Below are 17,855 nucleotides of genomic sequence, written 5' to 3' on the forward strand. Positions count from 1 at the left end.
TTACCATGATCACCATCAGGATCAGGGCTGGTACGAGGAAAACGGAGAAAGCTTCCCAGACTCGCTGAATCATCAGGTGCCAACCGGCATAAGCCGTAGTGAAAGCCGTCAATACAAAAATTGACACAAAACTGATTCCTAAGAAGAAAACGGAATTGTGTAGGAAATTAGACCAGGTCCGGGTGAGAAAACTATCGTCTCCCAAGGCGGTTAAGGCCAAGCAAATAGCACCTAGTGCCATAAATGCTCCTAGTACGGTCTTATGTTTGGCCTCAAACGTAAATTGGTTCATCGCGTATTATTTGTGCGTCTGCGAATTTTTTACTTGTCTGTCTCGTCTTTTGGGACGATTTACTTAGTGCTGATCAGTATCATGCTCCCCTTCAGTGTGGGGTGCTTCCATATCGTGGCCCTCCACGCCTTCTTCCATCATCACCGGATGAGGAGTATAAGGTGTAACAGATGCTCCAGGTATACCGAACGCAGCATTAAAAGTATTCTCATCCTCATTGTAGGTAGCTCCTGCTTCCTTCGCCTGTAAAGAACGAATGTAGTGGATAACCTGCCAACGTTCTTCGTAGCTGATTTTGTCAGAATATCCTCCCATTACATTTTTACCATACATAATAGCGTGGTAAAAACGGCCATTGCTGGCAGCAGTAAATTCTTCGTTAATCAGATTAGCCGGTGCTGCCAAGTATTTCGCATTTGGATTTTCGTCAGCATCATAAAGATACCCCAATCCGTTTGCTTTTTCACCGTGGCAAATACCGCAAAAAATATTGTAAAGCTCTTTCCCTCGTGCCAAACCATCAGCAGAAATAGGAAAAGGGTTCTCAATAATCTCGGCAATAGCTTGTGCTCTTGATTCTTCCGTATCTACATAGTAGTAAGGTACAGAACCATTTGTAGGAATTGTTATATCAGTTACACTTCCTTCTTCCATACCAGCATTGCTGTCCAGGAATTGCCCAGCGTAACCGCGAGGAACAGTACCAGTAACAGGAAGATTAGAACGCTTCAACAAAGCGTTGAGCGTGATCGTACTCTCCTTGTCCCAGGTATTGTAGTAATAGTAGTTAGACGTATTTGCCTCCAAGGCCAAAGAATGCCCCATATCAGGCATATACTCTGAACCCGTGAATTCTCCATCCGCAGGTGCACATGCGTACATCAGCAAGGATACAGAAAAGGCAATGATGATCAGCTTAATATTATTCATCAGAAATTTCTTGCTAGCGTGGTTAATGATTATATCACCTTTGTGTTCACTTCCGAAGCTCCAGAAGCAGAAAAGAAACTGCGCAGTTTGTCTAAATGAGACTCCGATGCGTCGTTTGTTTCAAAGGCAATGCAAAACTTATCATCCGTAATCCGATCATCCAATGTTGGGATCGTTTTTCCAGGTGCCATTCCACATACCGTATAAAAACTTACTACCATTCCGATAGAAGCAAAAAGTACGGTTAACTCGAAAGTAATCGGAATGAAAGCAGGTACTGACCAGTATGGCTTACCACCAAAAATGATCGGCCAATCGCGGGTAAATACCCAACTCATGAATAAGAATGCCGTAAGAGTACCAATAGCACCATAGATGAATCCAGCAATGTGAAGACGGCTTTCTGCCAATCCTAGCACAGGATCCAAACCGTGCACTGGAAATGGAGTGTAAACATCCATAATTTCCAAGTGATCCTCTTTGGCTTGCTTGACCGCCTTGATGAGTACTTCTTCATCATCGTACAGGCCAAATAAAACTTCTTTATGCGTCGCGCTCATGATAAGCTAATTATTCTCGTTAATAATTTTTCCAGTCCTAATGGTGATCTGCGTGAGCATTTGCTTTCTTAGCATTCTCTCCAGCATATTGATCACCAGCAACCTTCAGAATACTCTTGATTTCCGCTACAGCAACCACTGGTGCTACTCGCACGAAAAGCAGGTAAAGCGTAAAGAAGAGTCCTAAAGAACCAATGAATAAACCAATCTCTACCCATGTTGGTACATAATAACTCCAGCTTGAAGGCAGGTAATCACGAGCCAGGGTAGTAGCGATAATCACAAAGCGCTCAAACCACATACCGATATTAATAAAGATCGACATGAAGAAGGTTACGAAAATGCTGCGGCGCATCTTCTTGCTCCAAAACAACTGTGGAGATAATACGTTACAGGACATCATCCCTACATAAGACCACCAATAAGGTCCAAGTACTCGATTATAGAACGCAAACTGCTCGTAAATGTAACCGGAGTACCAAGCGATGAAAAGCTCTGTCAAATAAGCAACACCTACAATGGTACCCGTAAGCAGGATAACCTTGTTCATACTTTCGATGTGGCCTATCGTAATATAATCTTCCAGTTTCAGCACCTTCCGCGTCATAATCATCAGCGTCAGTACCATAGCGAAACCAGAGAAGATTGCCCCTGCAACGAAGTAGGGAGGGAAAATCGTCGTGTGCCAACCAGGAATTACCGAAGTGGCGAAGTCAAAAGATACGATGGTGTGTACAGAAAGTACAAGCGGCGTTGCCAAACCAGCAAGTACAAGAGAAAGACTCTCCCACCGCTGCCAGTGCTTAGCAGATCCCGTCCAACCAAATGAAAGGAAGTTGTATACCTTGCGGCGCAATCCCTTAGCTCTGTCACGTACAGTCGCAAAGTCAGGTACTAAACCAGTGTACCAGAACAAGAGCGATACCGTGAAATAAGTAGAGATCGCAAAAACGTCCCACAACAGTGGTGAGTTAAAGTTCACCCACAATGGCCCTCTTGTGTTTGGATAAGGGAAAATGAACATCGCCAACCAAAGACGTCCCATGTGAATCAGCGGAAATTGTCCCGCACAGATTACAGCAAAGATAGTCATGGCTTCCGCAGCCCGGTTTACCCCCGTCCGCCAACGCTGACGGAAAAGTAAAAGGATCGCTGAAATCAATGTACCGGCGTGACCAATACCTACCCACCAAACGAAGTTGGTAATATCCCAACTCCAGCCGATAGTACGGTTAAGGTCCCAAGAACCAATACCTTCCCAGATCGTCCAGGCTACACAGAAAACGTAAAGGGCCAGCCCTGTCACCGCAACCAGAAATGCGATCACCCACGATGCCGTTGGGGTTCGCTCGGTTGGTGAACAGAGATCCTCAGTAATCTGGTGATACGTCTTACCACCGTTTACTAAAGGCTCCCGAATGTGAGATACAACTGCGCTCATATCAATTTTTATTGACTCGTTTTTGAGCGACTGGATTTTCTCAAGTAAGACTACAAGAAAATCCAGCCGTTAACTCAAAAATTTAGATTTATGCTTCTAATTCTTCTTTACTATTATTTACGCGAGCTGCGTAGAATACACTTGGCTGGACGTTAATTTCCTCCAGTACCAAGTAATTCAGCGGGTTTTCGATGCGCTCAGCAACGTCTCCTTCCGGATTGTTACGATCACCGAAAACGATAGCTCCTGTAGGACAAGCCGTTTGGCAAGCCGTGCGTACATCATTATCAACCAAGTGACGAGTTTCGCGCTTAGCTGATAATTTACCTTCCTGGATACGCTGCACACAGAAGCTACACTTCTCGATCACACCACGTGAACGAACGGTAACGTCTGGGTTCAAGACCATCCGTGTGAGGTTATCTGCACCGTAAGGTAAATCTTCACCACTTACGGTAGGCTCATTCGCTGCGAACAAGTCGGCAGTAGTGTAGTCCAACCAGTTGAAACGACGAACCTTAAACGGACAGTTGTTGGCACAGTAACGGGTACCGATACAACGGTTGTAGGTCATTTGGTTCAATCCTTCCGCGCTGTGGTTGGTTGCTGCTACCGGACAAACATTCTCACAAGGAGCGTTATCACAGTGCTGACACATCATCGGCTGGTAAACAACCTTAGGGTTTTCGTAATCACCGTAGTAGTAACGGTCAATACGCAACCACGTCATTTCATGGTGACGGTGAACTTCGTGCTTTCCTACAACAGGTACGTTGTTTTCAGCAACACAAGCTACCTGACAAGCGCCACAACCAATACAAGCGTTGAGGTCAACGTGCATGGCCCAATGGTGGCCTTGGCTATAAAGCTTTTCACTATATTCTTCAAAAGGATAAAGCGTCTGGTCGTTGAGGTGCTTAGCTTCTCCCCGACGTTCTGCGATATGTTCCTCTAATTCAGATAGTTCGTCCAGTTTACCTTGATAGATAATTGAACGCTTGGTGAGGCCTCCCTGGAAACCAGCACCTAAAGTCATAATGGTCTTTTCATCTACATTGAAAAGATCATATTTTTCTTTTTGCTCTTCGGTGAGTTCTCCCGCTATAGCAACTTCCTCACCTGTTACTTTATCTACATAAAGCAATTCACCAGAATCATTTCGGCTATTTACCCCCATCGTGTGGTGGTACTGCACACAAGCGAACTCGTCTTCTACTTCTACAACATCAGAAATCGTTGCACTGGTAGAATAGTATTGTACGTTGCCGTCGTTATCGGTTTTCAACCATTCGAAAACGTTGGTGCCTACTTCATTACCCAAGGCACGACCTACCATACCTGTAACGGTACGTCCGTAACCCAGTGCAAGTGCAGTAGTACCTGTTGGCTGACCGAACTGACGTACACAGGTTGCTTTCATCTCTGTACCGTCAACGCCTAGCATTACCTGGTCCGCTTTGCCTTTGAATTCCCATTCGTTAAGGCCTTTCATTGCTGACCAAGAGTTACCTCCATCCCAAGTAACAGGAATAGCGAGGTAGTTGCCCCATACACAACGTGTAATTGGGTCAGGCATCTCTTGCAACCAAGGATTGTTGGCATATTCGCCACCACCCATGTTTACGGTTTCGTAGAAAGTAACTTCCATCTCTGAACTGGCAGGCTTGCGTACTTTAGCAGCAGCAGCATTCACATCACCAGCAAAAACGACAGGAGCTTCTCCTCCGTGTGGCAAATCAATTACCCCGTCATGCAAGACAGCGTCCCAGAAAGTCTGGAAGGTGAGGTAACGTGCCTGTGATTGGAAAACAGTGTTTTCCCAATTTTTCTTTAAGTACTCCAGGTATGGCTGCTCTGCAGTAGTATCCAAAGCTGGGCTATTGGCCCAACGGAGTAAGCTTTCTTCTCCAGCACGAGTTCCGGCACGACCAACAGAAGCGAAGATCGGCGAGATAGTAGGCTGAATCAAAGAATATACACCACTCTTAGGCTCGGCATCGCCCCAGCTTTCAAGGTAGTGGTGGGTAGGTGCTACGTAATCACATAGCACATTGGTTTCGTTTGGCGTTCCGCTCGTGCTTATCTTCAGATTCACTTTAGATAAAGCTGCACGGAAGGCCGCTGCACCAGGGAAATTGTAAGCAGGGTTAGCATCATCGAGCACAATCAGTGCATCTACGCTACCACTCTGCATATCTTTTACCAACTTCATCGCTGCACGGTCATCACCCTGGCGGGTCATTAGCGGACTAACGAAGTTCATGGTAGCACCGTAATTGCTCAACATTTCGTTGATGCCGTTTACAAGCACTTGCTCTCCCATGTTGTTAGAGGCTGAAACAACAACACTCTTACCACGGGCGGCCAACAGTTCTTTTGCAATGGCAACCATCTTCTTCTGCTTGTCAGCAGGAAGTTTAGGACCACTTACAGTACTGTTTCCACTTCCTTTAGCAACTTCGTTGTACAAAGCAACAATCGCAGCACCAATTTCAGAAGGCTTCACCGGCACACGGTTGTCAGCATTAGAACCAGAAAGGCTCATGTAGCTTTCTACCTGAATGTGGCGAGACATCTTAGGGTGCTTTGCATTCACCTTACGACCTGCAGCGTACTGACGTGCAAACTCGATAGGAGAAACCCAGCTCCCTAGGAAGTCACAATCGATAGCAACAATGACATCTGCTTTGTCAAAATTGTACTCAGGGATAGCCCGAGTGCCAAAGCTGGCTTCATTTGCCTGCAATAAAGCAGAAGAAGAAACCGGATCATACATAACTACTTCCGTATTAGGGTAAGTAGATGTAAAGTCTGCAATCGCTTGCTTGGTGGTAGGACTGAGGATGGTATTCGCCACGATGCGGACCCGAGAACCTGGCTTCAACTTGCCGGTAATGGTTTTATCAAAATCTTCCCAGCTCATCGCATCAGAAAACTGACCGTCCGCAACGGAACGGGGAGCATCAAAGCGACTAGTATCGTACAAGCCTAATACACTAGCTTGGGCACGAGCACTGGTACCTCCATGAGTAACAGGAGATAAAGAGTTTCCTTCAATTTTGATCGGACGCCCTTCACGAGTTTTCACCAGGATCGGACAGTAGTCACCACCCTGAACGAAAGAAGAAGCGTAGTAAGTAGCGACACCCGGCACGATACTATCCGGCTTAACAACGTAAGGGATAGCCTTACGAACAGGAATGTCACACGCTGCAATAGTCGCAGCACCAATACCAAAACCGAGGTATTTCAAAAAGTCACGGCGGTTTGATTCTAGGCGGGTTTCTACACCACCTTCCGCTGCCAACTCTGCAAATTCAGACTTTTCCGACTGGGCCAACTCCTGATTGTTATTGAGTTGTTCTGTACCTATCCAGACGTTATTCTTATGATTCTTCATTATGCTGATTTGTCTGTCTCTTGATTGCTGTTCTTAATAATGGCATTTCTGGCACTCCAGACCACCGATGTCTTCTACGGTAACTTTGTCCCGTGTTCCGGCCTGAATTTCCTCGTGGTAATTTTCGTACGCTTGGTAGTACTCATTACCCGCAAACTGCACCTCTGTTTGGCGGTGACAGTTGATACACCAACCCATAGATAAAGGTGACCACTGGTAAACCTTTTCCATTTCTTGTACCGGGCCGTGACAAGTCTGACACTCAACCTTACCCACCGACACGTGCTGTGCATGGTTGAAGTAAGCGTGATCAGGCAAGTTGTGAATACGTACCCAGTTGATAGGACCAGCAATTTTATCATCTTCCAGATCGTCGCTGGTCAAGGCACTAACGATGCCTTCCCACTGCTCTTCGATTTGGTTTTCTCCTTCATCATCCATACCACCAGTCGTCTGAACGTACTGATCAGCGATCCACTTTTTGTAAATCGACTCGATCTCGTCACGCTCCAACTGATCGTAGTTCTCAATATATTTATCTGAGCTAGGATCATAACCTACAGAAGCGTAGATTTTCGTCAGCTCGGCAGTCCCATATTGAGAACCATTCTTAATGGCCTTGTGACAATTCATACAGGTATTAGCTGCAGGAATAACAGAATGCTTAGAGCGACGTGCACCATCGTGACAGTACTGACAATCGATCTCCTGAATACCCGCGTGGGTTTCATGCGAGAACTTGATCGGCTGAGTTGGTTCGTAACCTTGCTGACGACCTAGTGCAATGGCGTTATTTACCGTAGTATAACCGCCAAGTACTACCAGTGCAAAAATCACAAAAGCGATAACACCCCGGCTAGTCAATACTTCCATCAAGGTACGACGCTGTACTGCTGCACCTGTTTCCTTTACCTTAATCATATAGTTAAGGTTAGAAACTACGCGAGCCAGTACGACTGCTAACAAGCCAAGCAGTGCTGCCAGGCCGACAAACATCCAAGTATTGTCAGTTTCTACTTCAACTATTTCAGGGCCATCACCACCTCCAGTCTTAGGAGGATAAACACCTGTATAAACTCCATCGATATAAGCCAAGGTATTGGCGATATCCTCATCAGAAAGATTCAGAAAAGAGTTCATTACGGTAGGACCCCAATCTGCCCACAACTGTGTTGCGCGCTCATTGTCTCCACTGGCGACCATCGCCTGTGAATTACGTATCCAAGAATAGAGTGCTTCTTCGCCGCCGTAATCAGCCCAACGTTCTGGTGCACCGCCGAGGTACGGACCAGTAAGATTGGTTTTCATATCGCCAGCGTGGCAAGCCGCACAATTGTTACGGAATATCGTTTTACCTGCTTCGAGGTCTTGACCAAACATGCCGAGGCTGCTCAGTACGAAACCAAGAAGGAGTAAAAAGCGGTGTGTCAAAGACTTATACGTCATCGGTAGTGACCTTTATTACTTTTTCTATTCAAACACAAAAATTCCAGCTGCCTGAAATCGGGGCAAAGATAATTTTGTGACATTTCTTTAACAAACTAATTGCAAAACAACTGCTCTATTTAGATAAATTCTAAACAACGACCCTGATTTGGCCATTCCACAGAATTTTCGGGCAGACAACCGTTGTTGTCTATAATATTTGCAAAAAGCTCATTTAATTCGCTGAATAACAAGCCTCTCCTGATATCAAACTGCTATTGCAGCTTTGATGCCTGGATGAGGATCATAGTTTTTCAACTGGATATCATCATAGGAGAAGTCAAAAATATTTTTGATCTCCGGATTCAATTTCAACGTTGGTAAAGGACGAGTTGCTCTACTTAACTGCAATTTCGTCTGTTCAAGGTGGTTATTATATAGGTGTGCATCTCCAAAGGTGTGAACAAAGTCCCCTACCTCTAAATCACATACCTGTGCAAACATGTGTGTCAATAAAGCGTAGCTGGCGATATTAAAAGGTACCCCCAAAAAAACATCTGCTGATCGCTGATATAGCTGGCAGGACAAACGGCCTTCTGCTACATAAAACTGAAACAAGGAATGACAAGGTGGTAAACCCGCTTTGACCATACCGGGAATATCCGGCGGGTTCCAGGCTGAGACAAGGTGTCGACGTGAATCAGGGTTGCGCTTAATCGCTGCAATAACCTCCGTTATCTGATCTACGCCACCAAAATCTCGCCATTGCTTACCATATACCGGGCCTAGCTCGCCCCATTTAGCTGCAAAAGCATCATCTTCCTTCACCTTGCTTACAAATTCTTTCAGCGCCGTCTTCCATTCCAGACTATGCCGACTGTATTTGTCTGCTAATCCGTTTTCTGAAAGGTAATGCTGAAAAGGCCACTCATTCCAAATATTGACGCCATTACGTACGAGGTACGCAATATTGGTATCTCCCTGGAGAAACCAGAGCAATTCGTGGACAATACTTTTGAAATGAACCTTCTTGGTAGTGAGGAGGGGAAAGCCGTCGCTAAGATCACAACGAAACTGATAACCAAAAACACTCCTAGTACCGGTACCAGTGCGATCACCTTTATCGGTACCATTATCTAAAATATGCTGGAGTAGTTGGTGGTATGCTCTCATGAAAAACTAACAGCTGTTTTGCTGTTTTGTGCAATGGCGAAGGTAGTTATAATTTTGCTTTTCTGTGACACAAGTTTTCCACAATTAGTTTTGGTCGGGTAAATTTAGGAATTCACCTTGGCTAGCCTTCCCCTTATAATCCCCTTTTATTTATTCGTCAGCCCTACCCCGCCAAATGCAACACTGCTCTTTGGGTCACCTGACGCTAGCAACTTAGATACCAGGTAAAATGGCTCATCAGTAGCTACCTTCACCTCCTTATTAAGTAGGCTTTCTAAGTGGAGACGATCATTCTTCCGGCTACTTCCGTCGTCCTTCCAGCTGGCCAACACTGGCCCTTCCGGTGAACCGGACCGCAGCTCAAAACGATAATTCAAAGGCGAGAGATCGCTGGTAAACAGGTCCAAGCCAAGCTTCTCCACGCTCGTTAAATCAAAACCAGGTATTTTTAGCCATCCATCTTGTGGCAACAGTTCCCATACTTCTATTTCTTTCCAGTCACCTTTGCGGAAACCTTCACCCTGATTCCATTCATTGACATTGAAGTAGTTATCACGAAGTACCTTGGCGACGCTCGTCGTAAGTGGCTTGATGCCTTCCTGTGGAACATCTGTGTAAGTCGCCCACAATTGCAACGTTGATTCCCAAGAGGTAGGGTTCCCTCCAATAATGGTACCATTAGCTGGCAGAGAGGCAACCGCAGAGGCTGGGGCATCTACAGACAGAATCCACTCAACGATCAGTGCTGCTTCCGAAGGGGAAATCGTAGGATGCGGCGCCATAGCCGCTTCTCCCCATACACCTCCTCCCCCTCTGATGATCTTTTCGCTCAGGTAGGCCGTTGCTGTTTGTTCTTCTCGGTAGCGATTGGCTATTTGCTGGTAGCTTGGACCAATTGATTTTTCACGTTCTTTATGGCAGGAAGCACAATCCAGGCTCGCAATAATGCTCTCCCCTACCTTATCGCCCAAGCCTTGCAGGTGGCCACCGGCAATTTTGACGTCCTGGGTATATTTGGTTTGTACCATCAGGTTTTCGTTGATCACCATATCGTCATCAGAAACAGCTATCCGGTACATAATCGGCTCTCCCTTAAAATAGATGTCCTGATTACCTTCTACGACAACCTCCACAGTGGGCGCTTCATTACCGGCGTAGACCAGCAGCGTTTCGCTTATGCGCAATGCTCCCTCCGCATCTTTTACGCGACAGCTAACCTGATAATTGCCCTCCTCTTCAAGCCTTAGTGCCAAACGAGGCTCCGTCGTTTCGTACACCTCATACCCCACCTGCCACTCATAACTCAATGACTGACCTTCAGGGTCAGAAACCAGCAATTCCGCTTCTAAAGCAAAAGGAAGCTTTCCTGATAATTTATTGACAAAAATAGAATCTATCTGCGGCGGGCGATTACCCGCATAGAAATCAATCCTTGAAATACCCGCATCCGGATTTTTGGAAAACCAGCCACTGCCGTATTCGAGTAAGTAAATAAGGCCATCAGGCCCTACTTCCATGTCTATGATATTATTAAACGTTTCTTCCGCCAGGAAGGGCTCCAGTTTATCGAGGCTACCATCTTCGTGCATACTAGTAAGGAGTATCCAATTCCGAATCCAGTCGTAGATAAAGAGTTTACCTTTGTAATAATCAGGATAGCGAGTAGCTTCTGGGTATAAATCGGGATAGTACACCGGCCCTGCCATCGCATTGCGCCCACCGCTGCCTACGGCAGGAAACTCATCCGATTCCCCATAAGGGTACCATATAAAGGCAGGCTGTGCGGGAGGCAATTCTTGTAAGCCCGTATTGTTCCGTGAATCATTGATTGGTGCCAGCGGGTCATAAGCGACACCTGTGACCCCATTACGATAATTGTATTGATGGTAAGCGTAGTTATCCCCCACAAACAATGGCCAGCCGAAAAAGCCAGCTTCCTTTGCTTGATTTACCTCGTCGTATCCTCGCGGCCCGCGTGTATCCGTATTGTCAATGCGGGCATCCGGGCCTACTTCCCCCCAGTAGAGGTTACCATTCTTGGCATCCACTGATATGCGGTAAGGGTTACGGTTTCCCATCACGTAAATTTCCGGACGCGTTTGCGGGGTTCCTTCCGCAAAGAGATTACCTACGGGAATGGTATAGCTACCATCGGGTTGAACCTCAATCCGCAGAATCTTTCCACGTAGGTCATTGGTATTTCCTGAGCTTCGACGCGCGTCATAGGGCTCGTGACCAGGGCGTTCATCCAAGGGTGCGTAGCCTTTGTTGACAAATCGCTGGCCACTTTCATCAAAAGGCGTAGAATTATCTCCCGTCGAGAGAAACAGGTACTTGCCGTCGCCACTAAAAGCGATGGAGCCTCCAGTATGACAGCAAATGTTGCGATCAGAGAACACCTCCAATACCGTTTTTTCAGTTGCAAAATCAAGACTATCACCACGAAAGGTAAAGCGAGAAAGGCGGTTGACAGAAGTATCCGCCGGACTGTAATACATAAAAACGTGCCCCGTTTCCGCAAAATCCGGCGAAGCTTGAATCCCCATAAGCCCCTCTTCGGCATTGACGCCTTCAACCTCTGCTTTATGGTAAACGTCCAATTTACCCAAAATGCGGAGTTGCTTGTTGGCTGAAGAATAATGCTTAATCTCTCCGCGTCGCTCAACGACCAGCATATCCAGATTGGGTAAAATGGTAAATTCGGTAGGTTCCGTCAACTGGCCCTCAATGAGCATGGTACGCTCTACTCTATTGTTTTCAGGACGTCGCTGCGCCGTGATATTCTCCTGCTGGTAAGGCTTATTTTCACCGATGGCGTACTGGATACCGCCCAACAAATGTTGTAAGAAAGCTTCTTCCTCATAGCTTTCATCAGTATGCCCTAGTCCAGTATACCAAGCGCGACCACCATCGTATTCATGGTACCAGGCGATGGGGTGTTCTTCTCCATTCTCCCCCCCTGAATAAGACGTTTCATCAAGGTTCAGTAAGACGTTTATTTCGGGATACAGGTTTTTAAAATTGTACCACTCGTCTGTCCGCACCCAATCATGTGGCAAGTGGCGGGTAGACACATGCGTGCTATCCACACAAGTAATATGCGCCTCCTGAATTTTGGGGTGGCTGGCAAACTGCGCCCCCACCAAACGATTGAACCAGCCCCATTGGTACTCGGTATCCGTAGCGGCATGTATGCCCACAAATCCACGACCTGCCTGTATAAATCGTTGCAAATCTGCCTCCTGATTATCATCTAATACATCTTCCGTTGTACTGAGAAAAATGATCGCTGCGTATTGCTGCAGATTTTCTTCGTTGATCAAGCTAGCATCTTCGGTGGTATCTACCAGAAAACCATTTTGCTCGCCCAGTTTGCGAATAGCCTCCTGCCCTTTAGGGATCGATGCATGGCGATAACCAGTCGTTTTGGAGAAAACCAATACCCGCGTCGGACCACTGGAATTATCGCAGGAATTAAAAAACAAAACGGCAAAGAACAAAATGAAGTAACTTCCTTTAAGAAGTACCGGAAAAGCCTTTTTCATGAAGATGGCGATTGATGATATAGAATTGTGCGGCCTAAATTAAGGGAAGTTTTCTATTTTCACAGAATAAGCGTTACTCAATAATGTGCTCGATGAAGTCAATCTACCTATTCTGCTGGTTTTATCTATTCTTTACCAGCCACCCCCAAGCCCAATCCACTTTTTCCAAACGCTACCATTTTGATTTAAATGCTGTAGTGCTTACAGGTGTCGAACAAGTTAGTGACTCCACCTACCTCATTATGGGGATAGCAAGGGATACAATCCCCCCATATTTGGTTTCTTCAATTTCAGTTTTAATTGATGGTCAAGGAAATTCCTTACATGAGAACATCCTACGTAACCCACTGCGCACCGTCGAAGCGGTAGCACAGGACAAACGCATTGATGATCGAATTTACAAACTTGGCTACAGCATTGAACCAGGGGTAGGTACTAAAGCATTATTAATCAGTTACGCCTTAGATGGCGAACCCTTATGGGAAGTGTATCAGCAAGATTTTCGCGATACCGCCACCTTTTTTCGGTTCAATGATATGGTTGTAAGCAATGATAAGATTTATGCCACTGGAAACAATTCATACGTAGGAGAAGGTGACAATTGGTGGGGTGCTGTTTTAGCCATTTACAACACAGAAGGCCAGTTAGTCGGAGGCTTTGTTTATGAAGACCCCCTTCTACGAACCTGGTCAAGGGCCATCAAACAAGTAGATGACAATTTGTTACTTATTGGCGGCGTAAGGGACAACTACAACCGCACCTGGAACAACTACCAGGTGATGAGTAAACTGTGGGCGGTAGATACCCTGGGCAATTTGTTGTGGACCTGGCAATCCGATGAAAACGAACTGCAACAGGGCATTCGGGACATGGCCCTGGCGCCCGACGGCGGACTGGTGATCGCCACCGCCATCGGCGAGGAGTTTCCGATCAATGACGAAGCTGGGATCGTATACTGGGATCACTGCATCCTGAAACTCAATGCCAACCAGGAGGAAGAATGGCGCACCTTGATTGGTAGCCAAGTGTCCTACGATTACAACTCTTATCACCGCATCATTGGGCTGGCAGACAACAGCGGCTACGTGGCTACGGGCTTTGGCTTGCAGTACTACCCCGATGCCGATCCTCTAACTGGCAATGTCTGGGACTACGGAGGGCTGGTCTCCAAGGTAGCCGCCAATGGTGATAGCCTCTGGGCACGCATCATCATTGACCCTACGGTAGACAGCCTTTCAGAGTACCATGAATGCCTGGACCTCATTGAAACCTCAGACGGTGGCTTTTTTGTAGTTGGCGAAGCTTATACCCCCCACCCTACTTTAGCCAGTCAACAAGGCTGGCTGCTCAAGCTCGATGAATGGGGCTGCCTCGTACCCGGCTGCGAGCTGGTAAGCGCCGTCACGGAAGCAGATGGGCCGCGGTTCAAGCTCCTGCTCTATCCCAATCCGGTGCGCGATCAACTCTCCGTTTATCTGGGGCCAGGGGAGTTGCCCACTGGTAGTACCTGGACGATCTACAACACAGCAGGTCAGTTGCTCGATCAACACCCTGCTCGGATGGCCGATGCTACCTATCTTTTGCCCGTGGCTGGCTGGCAGGCGGGTAATTATTGGTTGCAACTGCGCGGCCCCACTGGTGAGCTGCTGGCGCAGGAACAGTTTGTGGTGATGAAGTGATTCCCTTCCTCAATACACCACCAACACATCTCCATTTTGCTGCTGGGTACTACCGTCTACCACTTGCAAAGTCATGGTATAAACATAAATGCCCGCCGGGGCTGCTTTCCCTGCAATCGTACCATCCCATAGACCGGGTGATGAATTAAGTGGCTGGTCATAAGCCTCATAAACCAGCCCTCCCCAGCGATCGAAGATGCGAATCTCTTGAATACCGGAATAACAGGGCTTGGTAAATACCTGAAAGCGGTCGTTTATCCCGTCCCGATTGGGACTAAAGACATTGGGGACGAAGACGTTTATACACGGCAATACTTCTACTTCAAACAAAATGCTATCGGTACAGCCCGACGGCTGATCAATACCCGTAAGCGTATAGGTGCCACTTTGCAGGGGTTCAAAGATTGGATTGGGGCAATCACTACAAGAAAACGCTGCTGGTGGCGACCAGGAAAACCCAGGATCAGTACTCAAACTGCTCGTGGCTTGCAGGGGTATAGTTTCTCCCAACTCCAGCGTTAGGTCGCTCACATTGAGTTCTACTTCAATGCCTGCGGTTTCAATATTGGTGATGACTACACTATCACAGCCCGCTGTGGTCAATAGACTATCTACGTACATACCTGCCTCTGTGTAAATGCTTGGCCCTACTAAGAGGCTATCGCCAAAACACAAAAAGACATCATTGACGATGGTTTGTGGCTCCTGACTGACAATGCGGTAAGGTTGCACCGTCGGACAAGGCCCTGTCATATCAATGGTATCAACAAAATTGATGCTATTGAAATATACTTGCCCATCTATCGTCACGCTGTCTCCTGCACAAAAGATAAAATTGATGGTTGGCAAAAACGGATTTTCACCCGTAAGGGTAGTAATGACGGTACTATCATTGCAAGAGTTAAACAAAGGAATCTGGTCTTCGTAGGTTCCCGCAGCATTGTAGGTATTCCCTCCTACCATAATATTGCCACCAGGAAGATCACATAAATCAAAAACTTGTTCCGTCAGCGGGTTACAAAGGCGAAAGCTAAAATCGTCGATAACCAGATCATTACCACAGCCGCCAGGGGCATTGTTGGTTACCACAATCTGAACACTTGTCTGCATCTGTCCGGTAAAAAAAGTAATCCCGTATTCGTTCCATTCCAGCTCCGCACTCACCGGAATCCCCCCCGTGGTAACCGTACCCAATGTTGCTCCTGTACCTGGATCAATAAGTGTAAAACGAAGATCTGGTTCGCGGCTGCCACCCCCACAAGCAGAGGGCACCACTATATTAGCGACAAAGCAACTGAAAACATAAGTCGTATTGGGGCAGAGGTCATTAAGCGTCGTTTGAAAAAACACACCTGCATCTGCCGAAGCATCGAAGAGCAACATATACCCATCGGTATCATCGGGTGTATGATCGGGAGCGCTGTGCCAAAGGGTACCATTTTGACCACTGTCATTGGTAACATAATAGCGACCGCCAGCACCTAAGCCAAAGGTGTAAGTCGTTGATCCGGCGGGGAGTTCCGGGCCAGGATTAGCGCCACTGCCAAAATCTTCAGAAAAAATGACCGTTCCCAAACTACCATCACAAACCTGGGTATAGCCAACCATAGGGGTAAGCATACAAATCAAAAACAGGATGATTGGACCAATGAATAGCAAAAATGAACTAACTGAGCGCATAAAAAAGAGAGTTGAGGGTGCAAAACTAAAAAGGCTGAGTAGATTATTGCTACTCAGCCTTTTCTTTTAACCTTTAGTTAAATTTATTTCTTAAAGACTTCTGAAAACAGTGCTTTCATCTCCTTCCATGATGCTTCATCCGCCTCTTTGTTATAGGCTAAAGGAAGGTCAAACTTCTCACCATGAGCATCTGCTCCTTCACTGGTAAATGCGTGTACAGCACCTTCATAATTGATAAATTTGTAATCCGCCTCCGCCTTCTCCATTGCAGCGGCGTAAGCAGCAATTTGCTCAGCAGTCACAAAAGGGTCATCAGCACCATTAAGCACAAGTACCTTAGCAGTCGTTTTGCCTTTTTCCGGCATCACTGGCAAGCCCAGGCTACCATGAAAAGAAGCTACAGCATCAATATCCGCCCCCGTATTCGCCATCGAAAGGACTACTCCACCGCCGAAACAGTAACCGATAGCCCCTATATCTTCACTAGCTACTTTAGGATGATCTTTCAACACTTCTAAGGCCGCATTAAAACGCGCCTCCGCGGTTGGAAAATTGCTCATGACGCTCATGGCGAATTTACCAGCATCATCTGGATGATCGGCTTGCTTGCCATCACCATACATGTCTACAGCAAGAGCTACATAACCTAGTTCTGCCAACATTCTTGCGCGTTCACGAACATAATCGTTATGCCCCCACCACTCGTGGACAACCAAAATTCCAGGGCGCTTTTCAGACGCATTTTCGTCGTAGGCAATATAACCCACCATCGCGGTGGTATCCGTCTTGTAGGTAACTTCCTCTCCCATAATCTTGGGCGCTATTGCTGTTTCTTCGGTGCTTGTTTCTTCCGTATCTGTAGCCGCATTTTCTCCGCCACAAGCAGTCAAAAGAAACAGCGTTCCAGTTAAAAACAGGATATAAAAGATTTTCATAGTCGTGAATTTAGTGCTCTAAATATCCTTTAAACAGCAATTACGAACTGAAGTTCAACTCACGAACCTACTCTTACAATTTGTTCCTTTTCAAGCAATTGCAACAATTCTTCTTCCAAAAAATAGCGATAATCCACACGCAGCAAGGGCTCTACTCCAGCCTCTCCTCTCTGAATGGTATAATCTTCCCGAGCGATAAGCCCATCTGCAGTATAGGAGCGGTCAACAACAATTTTTTTACCACCAAGTTCCGTCCATCTTCGCTGGACAATGCGATTTTGGTTATCATAAACCAAGACCATCTTTTCATTAATCTGCCTTTGCCCCAGGTAACTAATTTTCAACTCAGTGACCTTGTCCTCGCGGTCATAACTGACTTTGACCTTAGCTTTTGTACTACTACCTACATTCTGTAGACGAATAATATTGTATAAGTTCTCCGGCGTACCTACCAGCACTTTCGTAAATTGCCAATCACGTTTATTCTCTACCAGGTATTCCATGGAATGGTAATAAACATACTGTCCCCAGCGCTCTGCTATAGGTGATTCCAGTTCTCCGTCTGGTGCAAGATCAATTATTCCGTTGGCTGACTTAGTATTCGCATGTAACCCTGTTACTTCTAGGTGAGAAAGGACATTTTGCTCAAACTGAAGGTTATCCAAATAACGAATGGCAATACCCCACATATTTTCGCCAGGCACCGAGTAAGTATCGTCAAATCCATCAGTACGCACCCTCTCTGTGTTTTCTGTCCCCATAACAATGATAGCATCTGCTCCCATTTCCTGGGCC

General features: G+C 46.4%; 10 protein-coding genes. 1 reads left to right on the forward strand and 9 read right to left on the reverse strand.

Going from position 1 to position 17,855, the window contains the following annotated elements; all coding sequences use genetic code 11:
- Positions 1 to 355: 355 nt before the first annotated feature.
- The 7 genes from A3EU_RS0100210 to A3EU_RS0100240 all read right to left on the reverse strand — a co-directional run bounded on the left by A3EU_RS0100210 (position 356) and on the right by A3EU_RS0100240 (position 12,766).
- Complete coding sequence (locus tag A3EU_RS0100210; RefSeq protein ID WP_020534099.1) at positions 356 to 1,222, reverse strand: c-type cytochrome; 867 nt, start codon at positions 1,220 to 1,222, stop codon at positions 356 to 358.
- Positions 1,223 to 1,251: 29 nt separating this feature from the next.
- A complete protein-coding gene (locus A3EU_RS0100215) occupies positions 1,252 to 1,782 on the reverse strand; it encodes a DUF3341 domain-containing protein (RefSeq protein WP_020534100.1) in 531 nt (176 codons plus the stop codon).
- Positions 1,783 to 1,819: 37 nt separating this feature from the next.
- A complete protein-coding gene (gene nrfD, locus A3EU_RS0100220; RefSeq protein ID WP_020534101.1) occupies positions 1,820 to 3,223 on the reverse strand; it encodes an NrfD/PsrC family molybdoenzyme membrane anchor subunit in 1,404 nt (467 codons plus the stop codon).
- An 88-nt stretch (positions 3,224 to 3,311) separates the two neighbouring features.
- Positions 3,312 to 6,623, reverse strand: a complete 3,312-nt coding sequence (locus A3EU_RS0100225; RefSeq protein WP_020534102.1) for a TAT-variant-translocated molybdopterin oxidoreductase — start codon at positions 6,621 to 6,623, stop codon at positions 3,312 to 3,314.
- A 33-nt stretch (positions 6,624 to 6,656) separates the two neighbouring features.
- Positions 6,657 to 8,069 (reverse strand): cytochrome c3 family protein, encoded by a 1,413-nt coding sequence (locus A3EU_RS0100230; protein ID WP_020534103.1) that lies wholly within the window; start codon positions 8,067 to 8,069, stop codon positions 6,657 to 6,659.
- A 246-nt stretch (positions 8,070 to 8,315) separates the two neighbouring features.
- The gene (gene thyA / locus A3EU_RS0100235) at positions 8,316 to 9,221 is read right to left on the reverse strand and encodes a thymidylate synthase (protein ID WP_020534104.1); all 906 of its coding nucleotides are present in this window, start codon (positions 9,219 to 9,221) and stop codon (positions 8,316 to 8,318) included.
- Positions 9,222 to 9,367: 146 nt separating this feature from the next.
- Complete coding sequence (locus tag A3EU_RS0100240) at positions 9,368 to 12,766, reverse strand: ThuA domain-containing protein (protein WP_020534105.1); 3,399 nt, start codon at positions 12,764 to 12,766, stop codon at positions 9,368 to 9,370.
- Positions 12,767 to 12,858: 92 nt separating this feature from the next.
- Between A3EU_RS0100240 and A3EU_RS0100245 the strand changes: the two genes are divergently transcribed.
- Positions 12,859 to 14,445: a T9SS type A sorting domain-containing protein gene (locus A3EU_RS0100245; protein WP_020534106.1), complete on the forward strand. Its 1,587-nt coding sequence runs from the start codon at positions 12,859 to 12,861 to the stop codon at positions 14,443 to 14,445.
- A 9-nt stretch (positions 14,446 to 14,454) separates the two neighbouring features.
- Here A3EU_RS0100245 and A3EU_RS0100250 read toward each other — a convergent pair whose 3' ends face one another.
- Together A3EU_RS0100250 and A3EU_RS0100260 are read right to left on the reverse strand one after the other, a co-directional pair.
- Positions 14,455 to 16,125 carry a T9SS type B sorting domain-containing protein gene (locus A3EU_RS0100250; RefSeq protein ID WP_020534107.1) on the reverse strand — a complete coding sequence of 557 codons (1,671 nt, stop codon included), beginning with the start codon at positions 16,123 to 16,125 and terminating at the stop codon, positions 14,455 to 14,457.
- An 83-nt stretch (positions 16,126 to 16,208) separates the two neighbouring features.
- Positions 16,209 to 17,060 (reverse strand): dienelactone hydrolase family protein, encoded by an 852-nt coding sequence (locus A3EU_RS0100260; protein ID WP_020534108.1) that lies wholly within the window; start codon positions 17,058 to 17,060, stop codon positions 16,209 to 16,211.
- Positions 17,061 to 17,855: the final 795 nt, after the last annotated feature.

The sequence above is a fragment of the Lewinella cohaerens DSM 23179 genome (genome assembly GCF_000379805.1).
In the GTDB taxonomy this organism is placed as follows: Bacteria; Bacteroidota; Bacteroidia; order Chitinophagales; family Saprospiraceae; genus Lewinella; species Lewinella cohaerens.